Origin of the sequence: Leifsonia tongyongensis (assembly GCF_010686705.1) — a bacterium.
Lineage (GTDB): Bacteria > Actinomycetota > Actinomycetes > Actinomycetales > Microbacteriaceae > Diaminobutyricibacter > Diaminobutyricibacter tongyongensis.
Window position 1 is genome coordinate 1,411,042 of sequence record NZ_JAAGWY010000001.1, and the last position, 17,686, is coordinate 1,428,727.

Annotated in this window: 17 protein-coding genes; 9 read left to right on the plus strand and 8 right to left on the minus strand. The window is 68.2% G+C overall.

From position 1 onward, the window contains the following. Positions 1-17: 17 nt before the first annotated feature. Positions 18-950, plus strand: a complete 933-nt coding sequence (locus G3T36_RS06835; RefSeq protein ID WP_163288781.1) for an undecaprenyl-diphosphate phosphatase — start codon at positions 18-20, stop codon at positions 948-950. Between the two features lie 27 nt (positions 951-977). Here the strand turns inward: G3T36_RS06835 and G3T36_RS06840 are convergent, their stop codons facing one another. Beyond that, positions 978-1,403, minus strand: a complete 426-nt coding sequence (locus G3T36_RS06840; RefSeq protein WP_163288782.1) for an SRPBCC family protein — start codon at positions 1,401-1,403, stop codon at positions 978-980. Between the two features lie 60 nt (positions 1,404-1,463). Then, complete coding sequence (locus G3T36_RS06845; RefSeq protein WP_163288783.1) at positions 1,464-1,901, minus strand: AsnC family transcriptional regulator; 438 nt, start codon at positions 1,899-1,901, stop codon at positions 1,464-1,466. A gap of 242 nt (positions 1,902-2,143) precedes the next feature. On the opposite strand from G3T36_RS06845, the gene ddaH reads away from it, so the two are divergent. From ddaH to G3T36_RS06875, 6 genes are all read left to right on the plus strand, one after another. Continuing rightward, positions 2,144-2,983, plus strand: a complete 840-nt coding sequence (ddaH, locus tag G3T36_RS06850) for a dimethylargininase (protein ID WP_163289127.1) — start codon at positions 2,144-2,146, stop codon at positions 2,981-2,983. Between the two features lie 94 nt (positions 2,984-3,077). Beyond that, positions 3,078-4,310, plus strand: a complete 1,233-nt coding sequence (rocD, locus tag G3T36_RS06855; protein ID WP_163289128.1) for an ornithine--oxo-acid transaminase — start codon at positions 3,078-3,080, stop codon at positions 4,308-4,310. A 179-nt stretch (positions 4,311-4,489) separates the two neighbouring features. Then, complete coding sequence (locus G3T36_RS06860) at positions 4,490-6,040, plus strand: glycosyltransferase family 39 protein (RefSeq protein WP_163288784.1); 1,551 nt, start codon at positions 4,490-4,492, stop codon at positions 6,038-6,040. Positions 6,041-6,175: 135 nt separating this feature from the next. After that, entirely contained in the window at positions 6,176-7,069 is an 894-nt protein-coding gene (locus G3T36_RS06865) for an SMP-30/gluconolactonase/LRE family protein (RefSeq protein ID WP_163288785.1), read from the plus strand. A 207-nt stretch (positions 7,070-7,276) separates the two neighbouring features. Then, the gene (locus tag G3T36_RS06870; protein ID WP_163289129.1) at positions 7,277-7,909 is read left to right on the plus strand and encodes an MOSC domain-containing protein; all 633 of its coding nucleotides are present in this window, start codon (positions 7,277-7,279) and stop codon (positions 7,907-7,909) included. A 34-nt stretch (positions 7,910-7,943) separates the two neighbouring features. After that, positions 7,944-8,813 carry a LysR family transcriptional regulator gene (locus tag G3T36_RS06875; protein ID WP_163288786.1) on the plus strand — a complete coding sequence of 290 codons (870 nt, stop codon included), beginning with the start codon at positions 7,944-7,946 and terminating at the stop codon, positions 8,811-8,813. A gap of 270 nt (positions 8,814-9,083) precedes the next feature. On the opposite strand, the gene G3T36_RS06880 is transcribed toward G3T36_RS06875, so the two are convergent. Further along, positions 9,084-9,941, minus strand: a complete 858-nt coding sequence (locus tag G3T36_RS06880; RefSeq protein ID WP_163289130.1) for an aldo/keto reductase — start codon at positions 9,939-9,941, stop codon at positions 9,084-9,086. A gap of 284 nt (positions 9,942-10,225) precedes the next feature. On the opposite strand from G3T36_RS06880, the gene G3T36_RS06885 reads away from it, so the two are divergent. Further along, on the plus strand, positions 10,226-10,420 hold the full coding sequence (locus tag G3T36_RS06885; RefSeq protein WP_163288787.1) for a hypothetical protein: 195 nt from the start codon (positions 10,226-10,228) through the stop codon (positions 10,418-10,420). Here G3T36_RS06885 and G3T36_RS06890 read toward each other — a convergent pair. The 5 genes from G3T36_RS06890 to G3T36_RS06910 form a co-directional block, all read right to left on the minus strand. After that, on the minus strand, positions 10,398-11,090 hold the full coding sequence (locus tag G3T36_RS06890; protein ID WP_163288788.1) for a nucleoside/nucleotide kinase family protein: 693 nt from the start codon (positions 11,088-11,090) through the stop codon (positions 10,398-10,400). The genes G3T36_RS06885 and G3T36_RS06890 overlap by 23 nt on opposite strands. Before the next feature lie 25 nt (positions 11,091-11,115). Next, positions 11,116-11,385, minus strand: coding sequence for a glutaredoxin family protein (locus tag G3T36_RS06895; protein WP_163288789.1), 270 nt, complete (start codon positions 11,383-11,385; stop codon positions 11,116-11,118). Positions 11,386-11,530: 145 nt separating this feature from the next. Next, positions 11,531-14,032, minus strand: a complete 2,502-nt coding sequence (locus G3T36_RS06900; RefSeq protein ID WP_163288790.1) for an alpha-L-rhamnosidase-related protein — start codon at positions 14,030-14,032, stop codon at positions 11,531-11,533. Positions 14,033-14,060: 28 nt separating this feature from the next. Next, on the minus strand, positions 14,061-14,846 hold the full coding sequence (locus G3T36_RS06905; protein ID WP_163288791.1) for a nucleotidyltransferase domain-containing protein: 786 nt from the start codon (positions 14,844-14,846) through the stop codon (positions 14,061-14,063). Beyond that, on the minus strand, positions 14,843-15,964 hold the full coding sequence (locus tag G3T36_RS06910) for a LacI family DNA-binding transcriptional regulator (protein WP_163288792.1): 1,122 nt from the start codon (positions 15,962-15,964) through the stop codon (positions 14,843-14,845). Before G3T36_RS06910 ends, G3T36_RS06905 begins: the two co-directional genes overlap by 4 nt. A gap of 397 nt (positions 15,965-16,361) precedes the next feature. On the opposite strand from G3T36_RS06910, the gene G3T36_RS06915 reads away from it, so the two are divergent. Continuing rightward, positions 16,362-17,672, plus strand: a complete 1,311-nt coding sequence (locus G3T36_RS06915; protein ID WP_163288793.1) for an ABC transporter substrate-binding protein — start codon at positions 16,362-16,364, stop codon at positions 17,670-17,672. Positions 17,673-17,686 lie beyond the last annotated feature (14 nt).

Here is a 17,686-nt window from a genome sequence, read left to right on the forward strand (position 1 = left end):
CCGCTAGGTTCGACTCCATGAGCCAACTCTCGTATCCCGAAGCGATCGTCATGGGTGCGATCCAGGGCATCACCGAACTCTTCCCGATCTCGAGCCTCGGCCATTCGGTGATCATCCCGGCCCTCATCGGCGGAACCTGGGCGAAAGACCTCAACGTCTCGGCGCCCGAGTCGCCCTACCTGGCGTTCATCGTGGGCCTCCACGTCGCGACCGCACTGGCGCTCCTCGTGTTCTTCTGGCGCGACTGGGTGCGCATCATCGGCGGGTTCTTCAGCTCCATCCGGTACCGGCGCGTGCAGACCGGCCCGGAGCGGCTCGCCTGGCTGATCATCCTCGCCACCATCCCCGTCGGGATCGCCGGTCTCCTGCTCGAACACCTTTTCCGCACCCTGCTCGGCCAGCCGGAACCGGCTGCCATCTTCCTCGCCATCAACGGGCTCATCCTGTTCTTCGGCGAATGGCTGCGGCGACGGCAGGTGAGGCGCGAAGGCATCGTGGTGGCGGCCGCTGAGAGCGCCGAGGCGAATGCCGACTTCGACGCGTCCGACACGGTGGCGGATGCACGCGTCTCGCGGATGAAATTCGGCCGCGGCATCGCCATCGGGTCTTCGCAGATCCTGGCGCTCGCAGCCGGCATCAGTCGTTCGGGTGTCGCGATGGTCAGCGGGATGGCCGCCGGACTCAGCCACCGCGAGGCTGCGCGTTTCTCATTCCTGCTGGCCACGCCGGTCATCCTCGCGGCCGGCGTGCTGAAGATCCCCGACCTGGCCGGACCGCTCGGCGCCGGGATCACGGGACAAGTGCTTGCGGGCAGCGCGGCCAGTTTCGTCGCCGCCCTTCTCTCGGTGGGCTTCCTCGACCGCTATTTCCGCACGCGCACGCTGACTCCGTTCGCGATCTACTGCCTGATCGCCGGCATCGGCTCGTTCCTCATCCTCACGCTGCGCTGACCCGCGCCGCGCATCAGCGGCGCGGGCTCAGCGCTCGACGACGCCGCGGAGGCCTTCGAGGACCATGGTCCAGTTGCGGGCCGAGTGGGCGGCTTCGGCCTCGTCGGCGTTGCCGTCCTGGATGACCGTCACCGTCACGCCGCCGTCCACTGCGTCGTCGATCCGGTAGGTCACGTTCTGGTAGTTCTCCGGGATGTCCGGCTTGCCGCGTAACGCGCTGAAGAACGTCGACACGATCGTGTTCGGCTCGTCGAACACGAGGATGGTGCCCTTGTCCTGGTAGGGCTTGCCCTCCCAGACGCCGCTGTAGGTGATCGGGCTGCCGACGGCCCAGTCCGTCTCGACCTGGGTGCCGAAGAGGTACTGGGCGATGAGCCCAGGGTCGGTGAGGGCGCGCCAGACCGCCTCGCGGTCTGCATCGACGTGCACGCTGGCTTCTGCTGTCAGTGACATGTTCTCTCCTTCGTCCATCCCATGATGCGCCCCGCCACCGACGGGGATCGGAGAAGGGCGTCAGTCGTGCGAGCGGTGGATGAGCCGCGATAGGACGATCGCGCTCCGGGTGTGGTCGACGTTGGGCGCGAGCCGCACTTTCTCGAGTGCGGCCTCCAGGCTCGGGATGTCGCGGGATCGGATGTGCACGATCGCGTCGGCGCTGCCCGTCACGGTTCCCGCATCCACCACCTCCGGCACCGCCGAGAGGATGCGCAGCAGTTCGTCGGGCGCGACGGTGCCCCGGCAGAACAACTCGACGTAGGCCTCGGTGCTCATCCCGTCGATCGTGGGGTCGACCTGGATCGTGAAGCCGCGGATCACCCCGTCGGCGACGAGCCGGTCGACGCGTCGCTTCACGGCCGAGGCGGAGAGCCCCACCACCGAACCGATGTCGCCGTAGCCGGCACGCGCGTTCTGGCGGAGCAGGTCGAGGATGCTGCGATCGAGGTTGTCCACGGGCAAATCCTATGGTCGATCGTTGCGCGAGGACCGCTTTTTGCGGCGAATTGTTGCGTCCGGCCATTCGGGCCCTGATGACTCCGCTCCGATCGTGCACGTCGCAAGCAGGTCACGCAACAAATCTCCGCGCGACCCCATCGAGTCAGTGATTTCGTGCGTGGATCCGCAGAAATCCGCGGCGCCCATCGTGTGACACTAGACCCATGTCGATCACATCCGAGGATGAGCAGGCGGGCGCGATGGTCGCCCGGACGGCGCTGCCCGTGCGTACCCCTGTCACCCGCTCCGTCCTGATGTGCCGGCCGGACTTCTTCACCGTCGTCTACCGCATCAACCCGTGGATGGACCCGCATCTGCCGACCGACACCGGCCTGGCCGTGCGCCAGTGGGAACAGCTCTACCGGACCTACCTCGACCTCGGCTACGACGTGCAGCTGATCGACCCGATCGACGGGCTGCCCGACATGGTCTACGCGGCGAACGGCGGCTTCGTCATCGACAACGTCGCCTACGGCGCGAGCTTCACCTATCCCGAGCGGCAACCCGAAGGCCCGGCCTACATGCGCTGGTTCCACGACCACGGCTTCGACGTCGCGGAGCCGCAGAACATCAACGAGGGCGAGGGCGACTTCCTGCTCGTCGGCGACACGATCCTCGCGGGAACCGGGTTCCGCAGCCACACCGACAGCCACGAGGAGCTCGGCCGCATCTACGGTCGCGAGGTGCTCACCCTCAACCTGGTGAACCCCAGCTTCTATCACCTGGACACCGCAGTCGCGGTGCTCGACGGAACTCCCGGCCAGGAGCACATCGCCTACCTGCCGAGTGCGTTCGACGAAACGAGTGTGAAAGCCCTGCATGATCGCTACCCGAACGCGATCATCGTCACCGAAGAGGACGCCTCGGTGTTGGGCCTCAACTCGTTCTCGGACGGCTACAACGTCGTGATCGCATCGCGTGCCGCGGACTTCGACCGGCAGCTTCGCGAGCACGGCTACAACCCGATCGGCGTCGACCTCTCCGAGCTGCTGCTCGGCGGGGGCGGCGTCAAATGCTGCACCCTGGAGTTGCGGCGTTGAGCGGAGACCACCGATGACCAGCAACCGGACGCAGGAGACCGAGCAGACGCAGGAGTCCGGCCAGACGCAGGAGTCCGGCCCGATACAGGAGCGTATGGAGCCTCCGGCGCCCACGGAACACCAGGCGGAGGCGATCGCGCGCGAGGAAGCGCACACCGCGCACAACTACCACCCGCTCCCGGTCGTGATCGCGTCCGGTGAGGGCGCGTGGGTGACGGACCTCGACGGCCGCCGCTACCTCGACTGCCTTGCCGCGTATTCGGCGGTGAACTTCGGCCACTCCAACCCGGAGCTGCTCGAAACGGCGCGCGAGCAGCTCGAGCGCCTGACGCTGACGAGCCGCGCCTTCCACAACGACCAGCTCGGGCCGTTCGTCGAGGCGCTCGCAGCCCTCGCCGGCAAAGACATGGTGCTGCCCATGAACACGGGCGCCGAAGCCGTCGAGTCGGCCATCAAGGTCGCACGTGCCTGGGGGTACCGCGTCAAGGGCGTACCGGATGGGCGGGCGAACATCATCGTCGCATCCGGCAACTTCCACGGGCGCACCACGACGATCGTCGGCTTCTCGGACGACCCGGACGCCCGCAACGATTTCGGCCCGTTCGCGCCCGGCTTCCGCATCGTGCCGTACGGCGATGCCGTCGCCTTGGCCGATGCGATCGACGACGACACTGTCGCGGTGCTGATCGAACCGATCCAGGGCGAGGCCGGCATCCTGGTGCCACCGGCCGACTACCTTCCTGCGGTGCGCGCCGTCTGCACCGAGCGGAACGTCCTGTTCATCGCGGATGAGATCCAGTCCGGTCTCGGACGCACCGGTGCCACGTTCGCCTGCGACCTCGTCGGGGTCGTCCCCGACCTGTACCTCCTCGGCAAAGCGCTCGGCGGCGGTATCGTCCCCGTGTCGGCGGTGGTCGGCGACGAGAACATCCTCGGTGTCCTGCGGCCGGGAGAGCACGGCTCGACGTTCGGCGGCAACCCGCTGGCTGCCGCCATCGGCCGCACGGTGGTCGGGATGCTCGCCACCGGCGAACCGCAGGAACGCGCGCGACTGCTCGGGTTGCGCCTCCACGCCGGCCTCGAACGTCTCGTCGGCCGTGGCGTCGTCGCCGTCCGCGGTGCGGGCCTCTGGGCGGGCATCGACATCGACCCTGCGCTCGGCACGGGTCGCGACGTCTGCGAACTGCTGATGGAGCGCGGTCTGCTGGCCAAGGACACGCACGGTTCGACCATCCGCCTCGCACCGCCCATCGTCGTCGACCCGGCCGACCTGGACTGGGCCGTCGACCAGCTCGAGGCCGTGCTGCTGGAGCTCTCCGCGCGCTGACGAGTGACGGGCGGAACACCCTGCAGAGGCTTCGAGTACTCTCAGCGAAACCTCGGTATCTGCGGACTCTTCCCATCCGCCTCCGCCTCTAATGGAATGAGGTGTCGATCGGGGAGGGCGTACAGACTGTGCTCGAGAGCGTCCGCGCCCCCATCGTTTCCCCGCCCCGTCAGGCGGCAGTGTCACGACGCGACCCGCGAACCCTGCGTACCGCCGCCATCCTCTCGATCGTCGGTTTCGCCCTCGCTACGCTCGGATCGTGGATCCCTTCGTTCTGGGGTGACGAGGCCGCCAGCATCATGTCGGCGGAGCGTCCGCTTCCCTCACTGTTCGTCATGCTCGGAAACGTGGATGCGGTCCACGGCACCTACTACCTGTTCCTGCACTTCTGGGTCGGCGCCTTCGGGGCGTCCCCCCTGTCGGTCCGGCTACCCAGCGCGCTCGCCGTAGGCGCTGCCGTGTTCGGGGTTGTGCTGCTCGCCGAACGCCTCGCGAGCTACCGGATCGCCCTGCTCGCCGGCTGCGTGTGCGTGCTTCTGCCCCGCGTGACCTACATGGGCGAAGAGGCCAGGAGCTACGCGATGAGCGCCGCCTTCGCGGTCTGGCTGACGGTGCTTCTGGTGCGTGCGCTCTCCCGGCGCGACACCCGCCTCATCCGGTGGGCTCCGTATGCGCTGCTGCTCGCCGCATCCGGGTACGTCTTCCTGTTCACCCTGCTGATCGTGGTCGCACACGGGGTCGTGATCCTCACGGTCACTCGCTCGGGACGCGTCCTCAGGGCGTGGGGGATCGCCGTCGCCGCAGCCGTGGTGGCGCTCAGCCCGCTCATCTACTGGGCGATCCGGGAACGCAAGCAGATCTCCTACCTGCAGACGGCAGATGCGGTCAACGCTCAGAGCCTGGGCGTCGACCAGTGGTTCGGCAACCTCGGCCTCGCGATCGTCGCGTGGGGGCTCATCGCCGTCGCTGCCGTGTTCGCGATCCGCGCCATGGTCCGTGCGCGCAGCCGGCGGCGCGGCGAACCCACGGATGCGCTCCAGCTGCCGCGCGGGCGGGCGACGGCGTTCCGTGCGGCGGGAATCCTCACGCCTCGCGAGCCCGGGCTGCCCAGCCTCTTCGTCGTCGCGGCGACGTGGGCGTTCATCCCGATGCTGCTCCTGCTCGCCGGCGACCTCGTGAGCGCGATGTACACCGTCCGCTATCTGTCGTTCGCCGCACCCGCGGTGGCGCTGCTCATCGGGCTCGCGCTCGCGCTGCCGGCCCGGCGCTGGGTCTCGGTCGTCGGCCTCGTCGCCGTGCTCGCCGCATCCGTCCCCAGCTACGTGTACCAGCGCACCCCCTTCGCCAAGAACGAGAGCGACTGGGCCCAAATCGCCGAAACCGTGAAAACCCACGCGAAGGCGGGGGATGCGATCGTCTTCGACCAGACCATCAAGCCGTCGCGGCGTCCGCGGCTCGCGCTCCGCACCTACCCAGCGGCGTTCGCCGGGCTGAACGACGTGACCCTGGCGGTGCCCTTCCAGAAGAACACCTGGTGGTGGGACCAGGTGCACACCATCGGGGCGGTCGCCGGGAAGTTCCGCGACATCGACCGGGTGTGGGCGGTCGAATACCGGCTGCCCGACCAGCATGCGGACACGTGGGGGATGTCCCAGCTGCGCGCGCTCGGCTACACGGTAGCGGCGGAGTACCCCGGCCATCGCTCGGTCGTCTACGAGCTCACCCGCTGACGGCGTCGCCGCGCGCCGCCGCTCGTCGCCGCACGTCGCCGCACGTCGCCGCGCCGCCGAGTCGGCGGTAGCTCCCCTTTTCGCGGCTGCATTCGGGGAGTTGGTGACGACTCGGCCGCGAAATAGAGTTGCGACGTGACCGTCGCCGCATCGCTCAAGACCGAAGCCTTCATCCTCTCCGAAGGGCCGACCTGGGATCCGGTCGACGGCCGGGTCACCTGGGTCGACCTCGAGGCAGGCCGCATCCTGAGCGCCCCGTGGATCGATGAACGTGCTGCGCTCGGTGCGGTCACATCCGTCTCCGTCGGCGAGCGGGTCGGATGCGTGTTCCCGATCGGCGGCGGCCGGTTCCTCGCTGCGCTCACCCGCGAGCTCGCGATCGTGGATGCAGAGGGCGTGACCGAGCGCAGCGTCGCGCTGACCCCCGAGGGGACACGCTTCAACGACGGCAAGATCGACCCCGCGGGGCGCCTGCTCGTCGGCACGCTCGCCCTCGACGAGGAGGGGTCGGATCACCTGCTGCTCCGGCTCGAACACGATGGCAGCGTCACGACCCTCGACAACGACCTCCGGCTCTCGAACGGCCTCGGCTGGTCGCCCGACGGCTCCGTCTTCTACTCGATCGACACCCCGCGCAACACGGTGTTCCGCCGCGACTACGACGTCGCATCCGGACGCGTCGGCGAGCGTTCCGTATTCATCGACCTCATGGATGCGCATCCCGACGGCATGACCGTCGACGCCGACGGCAACCTGTGGGTCGCGATCTGGGGAGGGTTCGAGGTGCGCTGCTACGACGCATCCGGGCGCCGCGTCCAGGACGCGACCATCGCTGTGGATGCGCCCCACGTGTCGAGCGCGGCGTTCGTGGGATCGGACCTCGACCAGCTCGTGATCACAAGTGCCAGCCGGGACCTGTCGCCGGAGGAACGCCTGCGCTGGCCGCACGCCGGCGGCCTCTTCGTCGCGCGCTCCGGCGCACGCGGCCTCGCGCCGACCCCCTGGCGCGAGGTCCCTCTCCCCGCCTAGCGCGCGCCCCGCCCCGCCCCGCCCTCGCCCCCGCTTTCGTCCCGCGCGCGACGACTTGGCAGTCGTGGTCGCTATGGGGCGAGCAGAACAGCCACGACTGCCAAGTCGACCGGTCTGAGGGGGCGAGGGGGCGAGGGGGCGACGGGGCGCGGGGGCGGGGGCGCGCGGGAGCGCGCGACCTCGGGCAGAATGGGTTAAATGGGTCAAATGGGTCAGCTGCTTGCGCTTTGCCGGGTCGACCGGCTGCTGCCCGACGCGGGCAGCGTCGGAGTGACCGCGATCGACAAGCGCCCCGTCGACGAGCCGCTGCGCGTGCGGCCGCTCGGGCTGTACGGCGACGTCCAGGCGAACCGCACGCACCACGGGGGCGCGACGAAGGCGCTGTACGCGTACGCCGACGAGGATGCGCAGGTGTGGGCGGATGCGCTGGCTCGCGACATCCCGCCCGGTCTGTTCGGTGAGAACCTGCGCACCGCCGGGCTCGACGTGTCGGGGGCCGAGATCGGTGAGCGGTGGCGCATCGGCGACGAACTGGTGGTGGAGGTCACGTTCCCGCGGATGCCGTGCGCCACGTTCCAGCGCCGGATGGGCGAGCGGCAGTGGGTGCGACGCTTCACCGAAGCAGGCATGCCCGGTGCGTACCTCCGGGTCGTCCACAGTGGGACGATCGCCGCAGGCGATCCCATCGAAGTCGTGTCGAGACCTGGTCATGGGGTGACGGTCGCGTCGTGGTTCACGGCGGCGGATGCTCAGCAGGCGGCCACTCTCGATGCGGCCGAACGTGCCGGAACCGTGAGACTCGCGCCCGAGTTGCGCGAGACGGTGGCGAAGCTCAACTGATGAATCCGCCACCATTGTCCAGTAGAATCGCACAATGGAGCTTCGCCAGTTAGAGCATTTCGTCACCGTCGCAGAGGAGCGGCACTTCACCCGTGCCGCCGAACTTCTCCAGATCTCGCAGTCGGGACTGTCCGCATCCATTCGCTCGCTCGAACAGGAGCTGGGCACCTCCCTGTTCATCCGTAGCACTCGCCGCGTGGAGCTGACGACCGCCGGGCAGGCGCTCCTCGGCGACTCTGTTCGCACGCTCGCAAGTGCGGCGGCGGCCCGCAACGCCGTGGCCGCCGTGCGCGGACTGGTGCGCGGTCGGCTCACGATCGGCGCCGAGCCGTGCCTGGGCGCTGTCGACATCCCCGCTGAGCTGGCGTCGTTCCGCACAGCCAACCCGGGCGTCGAGGTGAGGCTGCGCTATTCGGGATCGGTGGACCTCGTCGAGAGCGTCGCCGGAGGCCGCGTGGATGTCGCCCTCGTCGTCGACACCGGCCACACGCCGCCGGGGGTCCAGCTGCGGCCCCTCAGCACCCAGGCGATGCTGGTGCTGTGCCATCCGGATCACCGCTTCGCCTCGCTGGAGGCTGTCGAACTCGACGAGCTCCGCGGTGAGTCGCTGATCGGGTTCCAGTACGGGTGGGGTGCACAGGTGCTCGCCCGCCGTGCCTTCGCCGCAGCGGGGTTCGACTACCGCGCCGCGCTGGAAGTCAACGACGTGCATCCGCTGCTCGACCTGGTCGGGTACAACCTGGGCGTCGCGATCGTTCCGGCCAGCTTTGCGAAGAAGCGGCCGGAGACGCTGAAGGCCATCCCGCTACGCGGGGACGTGCCCGCCTGGACCGTCGCGGTCGCGGTCGCGGACGAGCCCAGCCCGGCTGCGATCGCGTTCCTCCAGCAGCTCGACCCCGCCTGAGGCGCGTGGGCCGGCGGCGTGCCGCGCCAGCGTGCCCGCCGCCTCCGCGCCAGCGTGCCCGCCGCCCCCGCGCCAGCGTGCCCGCCGCCCGGCGCCCCCGCGCCAGCGTGCCCGCCGCCCGGCGCCAGCGTGCCCGCCGCCCCCGCGCCAGCGTGCCGCCGCCCCCGCGCCAGCGTGCCCGCCAGTTCGGTGATTCCCCTCCCGCTCGAGGTGGCGGGATCTACCCGAAGTGGCGGGCACGCGAACCGCGAGCCTGCAGCCGTCGACGCGTCAGGCGTCGAGCGCCGCGAACTCCTCCGGTGTGAGCTCGATGTCGACTGCCGTCACCGAGTCACGGATGCTCTCCGGACGCGACGCACCCGGGATCGGGATCACCCGCGGCGACTTCGCCAGGTGCCAGGCGAGCGCGATGACCTGCGGGCTGACGCCACGTGCATCCGCCACCTGCTGGAACGGTGCGAACCGGTCGCCCAGCTGGCCGGCCGAGCTAATGCCACCGAGCGGACTCCACGGCAGGAAGGCGATGCCGAGCTGGTCGCACAGTTCGAGTTCGGGCTCGCTGGAGCGGAACGCCGGCGAGAACTGGTTCTGCACAGACGCGAGCCGGCCGCCGAGGATCTCCTGGGCCTGCAGGATCTGCTCCGGGTTGGCGTTCGAGATCCCGGCCATGCGGATCACACCCTCGTCGAGCAGGTCGCGGATGGCACCGACCGAGTCGCCGTAGGGAACCGACTGGTCCGGGCGGTGGAACTGGTACAGTCCGATCGCGTCGCCGCCGAGACGTGCGAGGGACGCCTTCGCGGCCTCCTTCAGGTATTCGGGGCGCCCATCCACGTACCAGCTGCCGTCGCCGGGGCGAAGGTGGCCGCCCTTCGTGGCGACGAGCACCGCCGAGGTGTCGCCTCCCCAGCTCGCGATCGCACGGGCGATCAGGGATTCGTTGTGGCCGACCTCGTCGGCGTGGAGGTGGTAGGCGTCTGCCGTGTCGAAGAAGGTCACTCCGGAATCAAGAGCGGCGTGGATGGTCGCGATCGAGCGGGCCTCGTCGGGTCGCCCTTCGATCGACATCGGCATGCCGCCGAGTCCGATCGCGCTCACCTCGACGCTGCCGATCGTGCGGGTCTTCAACTGTGTTCCTGTGTTCGTCATGTCTCCACTCTCCGCTGACGCTGGTCAGATGTCCAACAGGAGATTTCCATCGGATTGTGCGCTCGCGCTTCTGAAACGCAGTGGGAGCCAACTACTCGACTCGACGGCCACGACTACTGAACTCGACGGCAACGACTACGCAATCGTGACGTGACAGCTGCGGCCGCGTCCCTTCGGAGCATCGACCTGGAATAGTCGCGACCATGTCATTTGCGCTGAGGAATCGTCTGCTCGTCGTAAGTGGGACGGTCGCATTTTTCTTGATGCTGCTGATCGTCCCGCCATTCTCTGTCGCGGCAATGATCCTGGGCGCAGCGGTGATGGTGTTCTCGGTTGGTCGGGATGACGTCGAAGGCAGTCCCGGCCAGCGGACGAACAGGATGTCGATGGCGTTGGGAGGGATCGCGTTCACCGGCGGCCAGGTCGCTGTGGCCATCAGCGTCTACGTGCCCACGTGATCGGGTCGACGCGGCCAGCCCCCACGACGAGGTCGGCACGCACGCGTGTCGGCTCGATGAGGAGCGCGTTCGCGCCGTCGACGTCGCGTGCCCAGGCGCGAGCGGCCGCGGGAGTGCGTCCGTGCCGCTCATGGCGCTCGACGAGCCTGCGCATCCGTTCGGGTTCGGATGCCGCGCAGAACCATGCCTCCGCGAGCAGTGGGCGGATGCGCGACCAGGGTTCCTCGTCGACGAGGAGGTAGTTGCCCTCGACGACCACGATGCGGGTGCCGGGCGCGATCGTCAGCGCCCCGGCGATGGGCTCGTCGACGGCACGGTCGAAGCTCGGCGCGTACACGGGATGGTCGCGCTCGGTGCGGATGCGTTCGAGCAGCGACACGAATCCCCACGCGTCGAAGGTGTCGATCGCACCCTTGCGCTCGTGTCTGCCCAGCCGGTCGAGCGTGGCGTTCGAGAGGTGGAAGCCATCCATCGGGAGGTATGCGGCTTCGATGCCACGCTCGCCGAGAGCACCGACGACGTCTTCGGCCAAAGTGGTCTTGCCTGAGCCCGGGCTCCCTGCGACACCGACGATCACCCGCTCATCCGGCCGAACCAGCGCGGCGGCTCGAGTCGTCAGCGACTCGAGCAGACCGGCGTCATACCGTCCGGCGGGCTCCCACGGACTCATGTCGTCAGGGAATCCCTGTCCGAGCTCAGACAGTCAGCGCGGTTTCGAGCGCAGCCTCGAGCTCGGCGTCGGTCGGCTCGACCAGGTGGCGTCCATCGGGAAAGACGATCACCGGGATGTTCGTGCGGCCGCTGATCGCATAGGCGCGGTCGGCTCCGCCGGGCACGGACTCCAGGTCGATGTAGTCGTACTCGGTGCCGAGTCGCTCGAAGACGGCCTTCGAGCGGCGGCAGTCGCGGCACCAGTCGCCGCCGAACATGGTCACGCGGTCGAAGGTTTCGGGGGAGGAAGTCATCCCCCAAGCCTAAGCAATACTCGCTGGGCATCCTCTGCACGCGCCCTGCCTGTCTGGTCGCGCGCGTGCGGCCACAGTCACTGATCTGGCCGAGAGTAACCGGCGGAACGATCACTCTCGGCTAGAACAGTGACACTCGGCGGAACTACAGCGTCAGCGTGTGCGAGCCCGCGGGGAGCGCCTCCTCGGTACCGTCGGCGTGCACGAACACGACCGGCACGGGCGACGACAGCGCGACCGCATCGCCATCCACGCTGACGTGCACGAAGCCGTGCGGCGTCGGCACCGCCCCCTCGGCGCGCCCGAGTGTTCCGAGCGCAGGCGCGACACGCACGGATGCGAAACCCGGCTCGGCCGGCGCGACACCCAGCACGTAGGCGACGAGGTCGCGCGTCGGCGCGCTGCTCCACCCGTGCACCGGGGTGCCCCATCCCCAGCACTCACCGAAGGTGTCGTACCCGTCGACGAGGAACTGCGACCAGCGCCGCATCAGGGTCACGAGGTCGCCGGCGCGGCCCCCGAGTGCCACTGCGTCGTGCACGACGTACGAGTAGAACGGTTCGGCGATGACGACTTCGCGGTCGGCATCCCAGTCGATGCGCTGCACCCCGCGCATCTGGTCGGCGATCTTCTGCTGGTCGTACGCTCCGTCGTCGCCGCCGATCCAGGAGCGGACGACGAGCGTCGACGGATCGGTTATCGCGTCGAGGATGCGGTCCCACCTCGACCGCGGCGCAAGCCCTGAGACGATCGCTGTCGCTCCAGCTGCCTGTGATGCCGGCGCCTGCGTCTCCCCTTCCGCGATGTGGTCGATGTAGGTGCCGCGCCGCTCATCCCAGAAGTCCTCGTAGCCGAGCGCGGCGGCAGCCGCGAGTCCGGCGGCCCACTGCGCTGCGCCCGGGTTGCCGGCGAACAGGCTGAGTTCCGCGAACTCGTTGAGCCCGCGCACCCACAGCGCTGTCAGCAGCGAGCTGCGCCCGGTGACGAACACGCTCGACCAGTCGACGAGGTTCCATTCGGGAACGTCGGCGAGGGTGCCGCGGTCGTCGACGTACGGCAGGTACCAGCGCAGGATCCCCTCGACCGTGGGCAGCAGCGCGCGGATCTCGTCGAGGTCCCCCAGGTAGCGGTACAGGTTGTGCACGCCGTGCACCCAGTGCAGCGACCAGTCCGGGATCGTGTACCCGCCCGACGACTCGATCTCGCCGACGACACTCATCGGCAGGATCCCGTCGTAGCGCGGCGAATTGCCGAGAGCGGTGTAGGCGCGGGCGAGCCGCCAGTCGGCGTTGGTCGTGAGATGCACGAGCTGGTGGACGACCCCGTCGCCGACCCAGGCGCGTTGTTCGCGGGTCGGGCAGTCGGTGAACGCATCCTGCGCATTGCACTGAACGGTGCGGATGCCCGCGCGGTAGAGTGCGTCGATCTCCGGGTCGTCCGACCGGAAGAACGCCTCACCGGTGTGCGGGTAGAGCCGCTCCTGCACCTCGAAGCTGTCGATCACCGTCGCTGCATCCCCGCCGCTGATGAGGAGGTGAACGAATCGCATCCCGTTGACTTCGACCGCGTCGAAGCGGTCGTCATGACCCCGGGCGATGTACCGGGCGCCGGTCCTCGGGATCGAGAAGCTCTCGGACTCGTCGGCCGAGTGCGGGCGCTCGCGGTACAGGATGTCGACGGTCGTGCCTTCGGCGGCCTGGAGGGCGAGGTGGACGGTTCCGACGACGACACGGCCGAAGTCGAGGCTGACGATGGTCGCCTCTCCGTATCCGGACGGCACGGCGACCGGGAATACTGCGACCGGATCGGAGGACACCGCATGCTCGTGGAGGGCTGCGCTCACCCGCGTAACCGGATGTTCCCCCGGCGCGCCGGCGAACGTCACCTTTCCGCTCACCCGCACTTCCGCCGGCGTGACTCGCTGGCCGCCGACCGGGGCCGTGCCACGCGGCAGAAGCGCGCCGTACGGGTCGGTGGGCGGCTGGGTGCGGCCGAAACCGCCGATGTGGAACGCGGGTCGGCGGTGGGCTGTGTCCCACGCACTGTCGTCGAAACCGGGGGATTCCCATCCGACCGGAAGCTCGCGGGCGTCGACGAGTTCGACGGGGACGCCTTCGAGGCCCTCGAGCGATGGGGACGTCCAGGCTGTCGAGCTGTGCGCCTTCCAGCTGTCGTCGGAGACCAGCCAGTCGTCGCCGATCCGGGCCTCGAACGCGAGTACAGCATCCAGCCCGAGCCCCCCATTGGCGACGGCGGGCTGCCAGAAGGCCGTCGGGTGCCCGTAATAGGTGACGAGTACCGCGATCGTGTTGGTTCCCTCGTGCAGCACCGCGGCAAGGTCGTATTCGTCATACCGCTTCTTGCGCGGCTGCGACCGCGCGGGGCCACGGCCGACCTCGACACCGTTGACGATGAGCACGTACCGCGAATCGGCGGTGAGGCGTGCGGGTACCGTCGCGGGCACGGCTTCGAGCGTAACCGTCGTGCGGAACATGGTCCGATGGAACGGAGCCGGGGTTTCGATCGCGCCGAGCGAGGTGGGCGAGCCGCCGGATGCAGGCTCGGAGCCGATCCAGTGCGCATGCCAGCCGATCCCGCTGAACGCGGTTGGGGGGGATGCGACGACGACGGTGCTGCTGGAGGTCATGGGTTTCTCCTTGGTGCTTATTCTCGGGTCACGAGTATTCGGGGGTCTTGGTGCCGTATCGCCAGGCGAGCTCGTTGTCGAGCACGAAGGTCGAGAGGGTGGCGTCGGGTGGGAGCACGTCGCCGGTGAAGGCTTCGAGGCTGTCGAGCAGGGCGTCCGCGGCCTCGACGGTGGGATGCGCGACGACGGTGGTCAGGAGGGCGTCGAAGCCGTCGGGCTTCGTCTCGAGCGCTGCCACCTGCTTCGCGAGGTATTTCGGCCCCGAGAAGAACGCGTGGTTGAGGGCGAGCAGGGCGCGACCGGCCGAGGTGGCGAAATGCACGGATGCGTGGCGCACCAGCATCAGGTCGCCGCTGCTCAGCGCACCCTTCAGGAAGTAATCCCCGTGCAGCCGGGCCTGCGCGACGAAGGATGCGACGCGCCCGGTCCAGGCGTTGTCGTCGACTTCTCCGACGCGGCGGATGCGCGCACCGAGGTCGTCGACCCGGCTGAATGCGATGCGGGAGATCGCGAACGAATCGCGCACGGGATCGTCGCCGCGCTCTGCGGCATCGTCGAGGTAGGAGAGCGTGGCGAGCTTGATGTCGTAGTAGCCGCCGTCGTAGCCGATGCCGTCGTGCTCCACGTACATGAGGCGCTGCTGTTCGAACGCGGCGTCCCAACGGGCTTCGGTCACGACGAGGTAGAGGTCCACATCAGAATCAGGCCTCTCGGTGCCCCGAGCGACCGAGCCGGTCACGACCACGGCGAGCACCTCGGGGTCGGCGGAGACCCGTGCGACGAAGCGCTCGATCGCGGCGTCGTGGTGCTTCACAAGGCCGGCTCCACTGTTGCTTTCACTGTTGCTTTCACGGTGGGCTCGGTGGTGGGCTCCGCTGTGGGCTCGTCGTCCGCGATTTCGCTCAACAGCGTGGACGCATCGAACTGCGACGAACTGCTCGCCCGGACGACCAGTTCGGGCTGGTACACGATCTGCTCGGTTGCGCGATCGGGGTCGTCTGCTTCTGCGAGGAGCAGGTTCACGGCGGACTCGCCGATGAGGCGGCTCGGCTGCCGCACAGAGGTGAGCGGAACGACGGATGCGCCGGCGAACTGGATGTCGTCGTAGCCGACGAGCGCGATCTCGTCGGGGATGGCGATGCCGCCCTGCATGAAGAGGCCCTGGAGCAGGCCGATGGCGAGGAGGTCGTTCGCGGCGAAGATCGCGTCCGGGCGAGCGGAACGCGGACGCCGGGCGATCGCGAGACCCGCGGCGAGACCATCCTGCACGGTCAGTGCGTCGAGGGTGATGACCTCGAGGGTCACCTCAGGATGCGGGGCGACGACCTGGCGGGCGCCGCGGAGTCGATCGCTCACCTGGCGGATCTGTTGCGGACCGCCGACGAAGGCGATCCGTCGTCGTCCGGATTCGATCAGGTGGGTCGCCGCCAGCGAGCCGCCCGCGACGTCGTCGACGGAGACGGAGCTGAAGGACAGGTCGGTGCTCACGCGGTCGACCAGGACGGCCGAGATGCCGCGGTCGCGCATCCGCCGAAGACGTGCCTCGATGCTCCCGACCGGGGTGATCAGGACGCCTCGAACACGGAGTTCCTCGAAGAGGTTGAGGTAGCCGTTCTCGCGTTCCTTCTTGCGGTCGCTGGTGCCGGCGATCACAGAGAAGCCCGCCTTCGCGGCGGCGTCCTCTGCGGCGGCGGTGACCTCGGTGAAGAACGGGTTGCTGCCACTGAGCGCGATCAGACCGACCGCGTGGCTCTGGCCGACGCGGAGCTGGCGGGCGGCCTCGTTGCGCACGTAGGAGAGCTTCTCCATGGCGGCCATGACCCGTTCGACGGTTTCGGGCGCGACGATCTCCGGCCGGTTGAGCACGTTCGATACGGTGCCGATCGAGACGTGCGCCAGGGCGGCGACATCTTTGACGCTAGACGAGACCATGGTGTCCTCTCCGCCTCACATACTAGACACGAACGCGATTGAATCGATATACCTTCACTGAAAGTATGTTGTGGCCGGCTGCAATTCACGCCGGTTCCGGTTGTAACGTCAACTGGCCCTTCCGTGGGGGTCCATGCGCCTCCCAGTTGGGTCAATGGCCGTGCGCAGGGCAGTCACATCCCCTGCATAGTTCCTTGAAATCTCGGGACATTGCGGCGATCGCGAGCTCAGCATCCGCGGAATCCGACACGCCCAACATGCCGATATTCCGGCCGATGCTGAATCGTTACAATCGGTCCTTGACGGTTCGCCTTTCTGCGCCTAGGTTCGAGTGAAGCGTTTCAATGCCGACCCGGATTCCCCCCGGAAGCAGCGGCGCCAATACAAGGAGGTATTCATGTTCTCTCGGAAGACGACGGTTCGCGCCGCCGCCATTCTCGGTGGGGCGGCCTTGATGGGCCTTACCCTCGTGGGGTGCTCGACCAGCGGCAGCTCTGGTGGCGCATCCACGATCCGGCTCATGGCGGGCGGTAACGACCCGGTGGCCACGAAGCTGGCCAACAGCTTCGCGACTGAATTCCACAAGGCGAACCCGTCGATCACCGTGAAGGTCGACACTCGCCCTGGTGGCACCGACGGCGACAACCTGATCAAGACCAAGCTGTCCACCGGAACGATGGACGACGTGTTCCTGTACAACTCGGGATCGCTGCTCCAGGCGCTCCATCCGGACAGCCAGCTCCAGCCCCTTACTGACGAGGCCTGGGTGAAGGACATCACACCAGACTTCAAGGCCGCGGTCAGCACCTCGAAGGGCACCTACGGCGCTCCGTGGGGTACGACGTTCGACGGCGGCGTCATGTACAACAAGAAGGTCTACGAGAAGCTCGGACTGAGCGTTCCCAAGACCTGGGACGAATTCATCAGCAACAGCGAGAAGATCAAGGCCGCGGGCATCACGCCGGTTCTCGTCTCCTACGGTGACACCTGGACGAGCCAGCTGTTCGTGCTCGCCGACTTCGCCAACGTCAGCGCACAGGACTCGAACTGGGCCGACCAGTACACCGCCAACAAGCGCAAGTACGTGAACCCGCCGGCGCTGGCAGGCTTCACGCACACGCAGGAGATCTTCGACAAGAAGCTGATGAACAAGGACTACGCGTCCTTGACCAACGTCAACGCCCTGAAGGAGCTCGCCACCGGCGCGGCCGCTCAGTACCCGATGATCACGGTGGTCATCGGCAACGTGGTGCAGTCGAACCCGGCGAACGTCAACGACATCGGCTACTTCGCGATGCCGACCGAGAGCGGTGACCCGCACGCCACAGTGTGGGAGGCCAATGGTGCGTACATCCCGAAGTCGACCACCGGTGACAAGCTGACCGCGGCGAAGAAGCTGATCGCCTTCATCAACTCGCCCGCCGGCTGCGACGCGCAGAACCAGGCAGGCACAGCTGCGGGTCCCTTCGCGATCAGTACCTGCAAGGTCCCGAGCGATGCTCCGGCTCTCGTGGCAGATGAGCTGAAGTATCAGAACGACAAGAAGACGGGCCTCGCGCTCGAATTCATCTCGCCGATCAAGGGCCCGAACCTCGAGAAGATCCTGATCCAGGTCGGCTCCGGTATCACCCAGGCCAAGCCCGGCGCGGCGTTGTATGACAACGACGTGAAGGCCCAGGCCCAGCAGCTCGGACTCAAGGGCTGGTAAGTCATACCCCGACG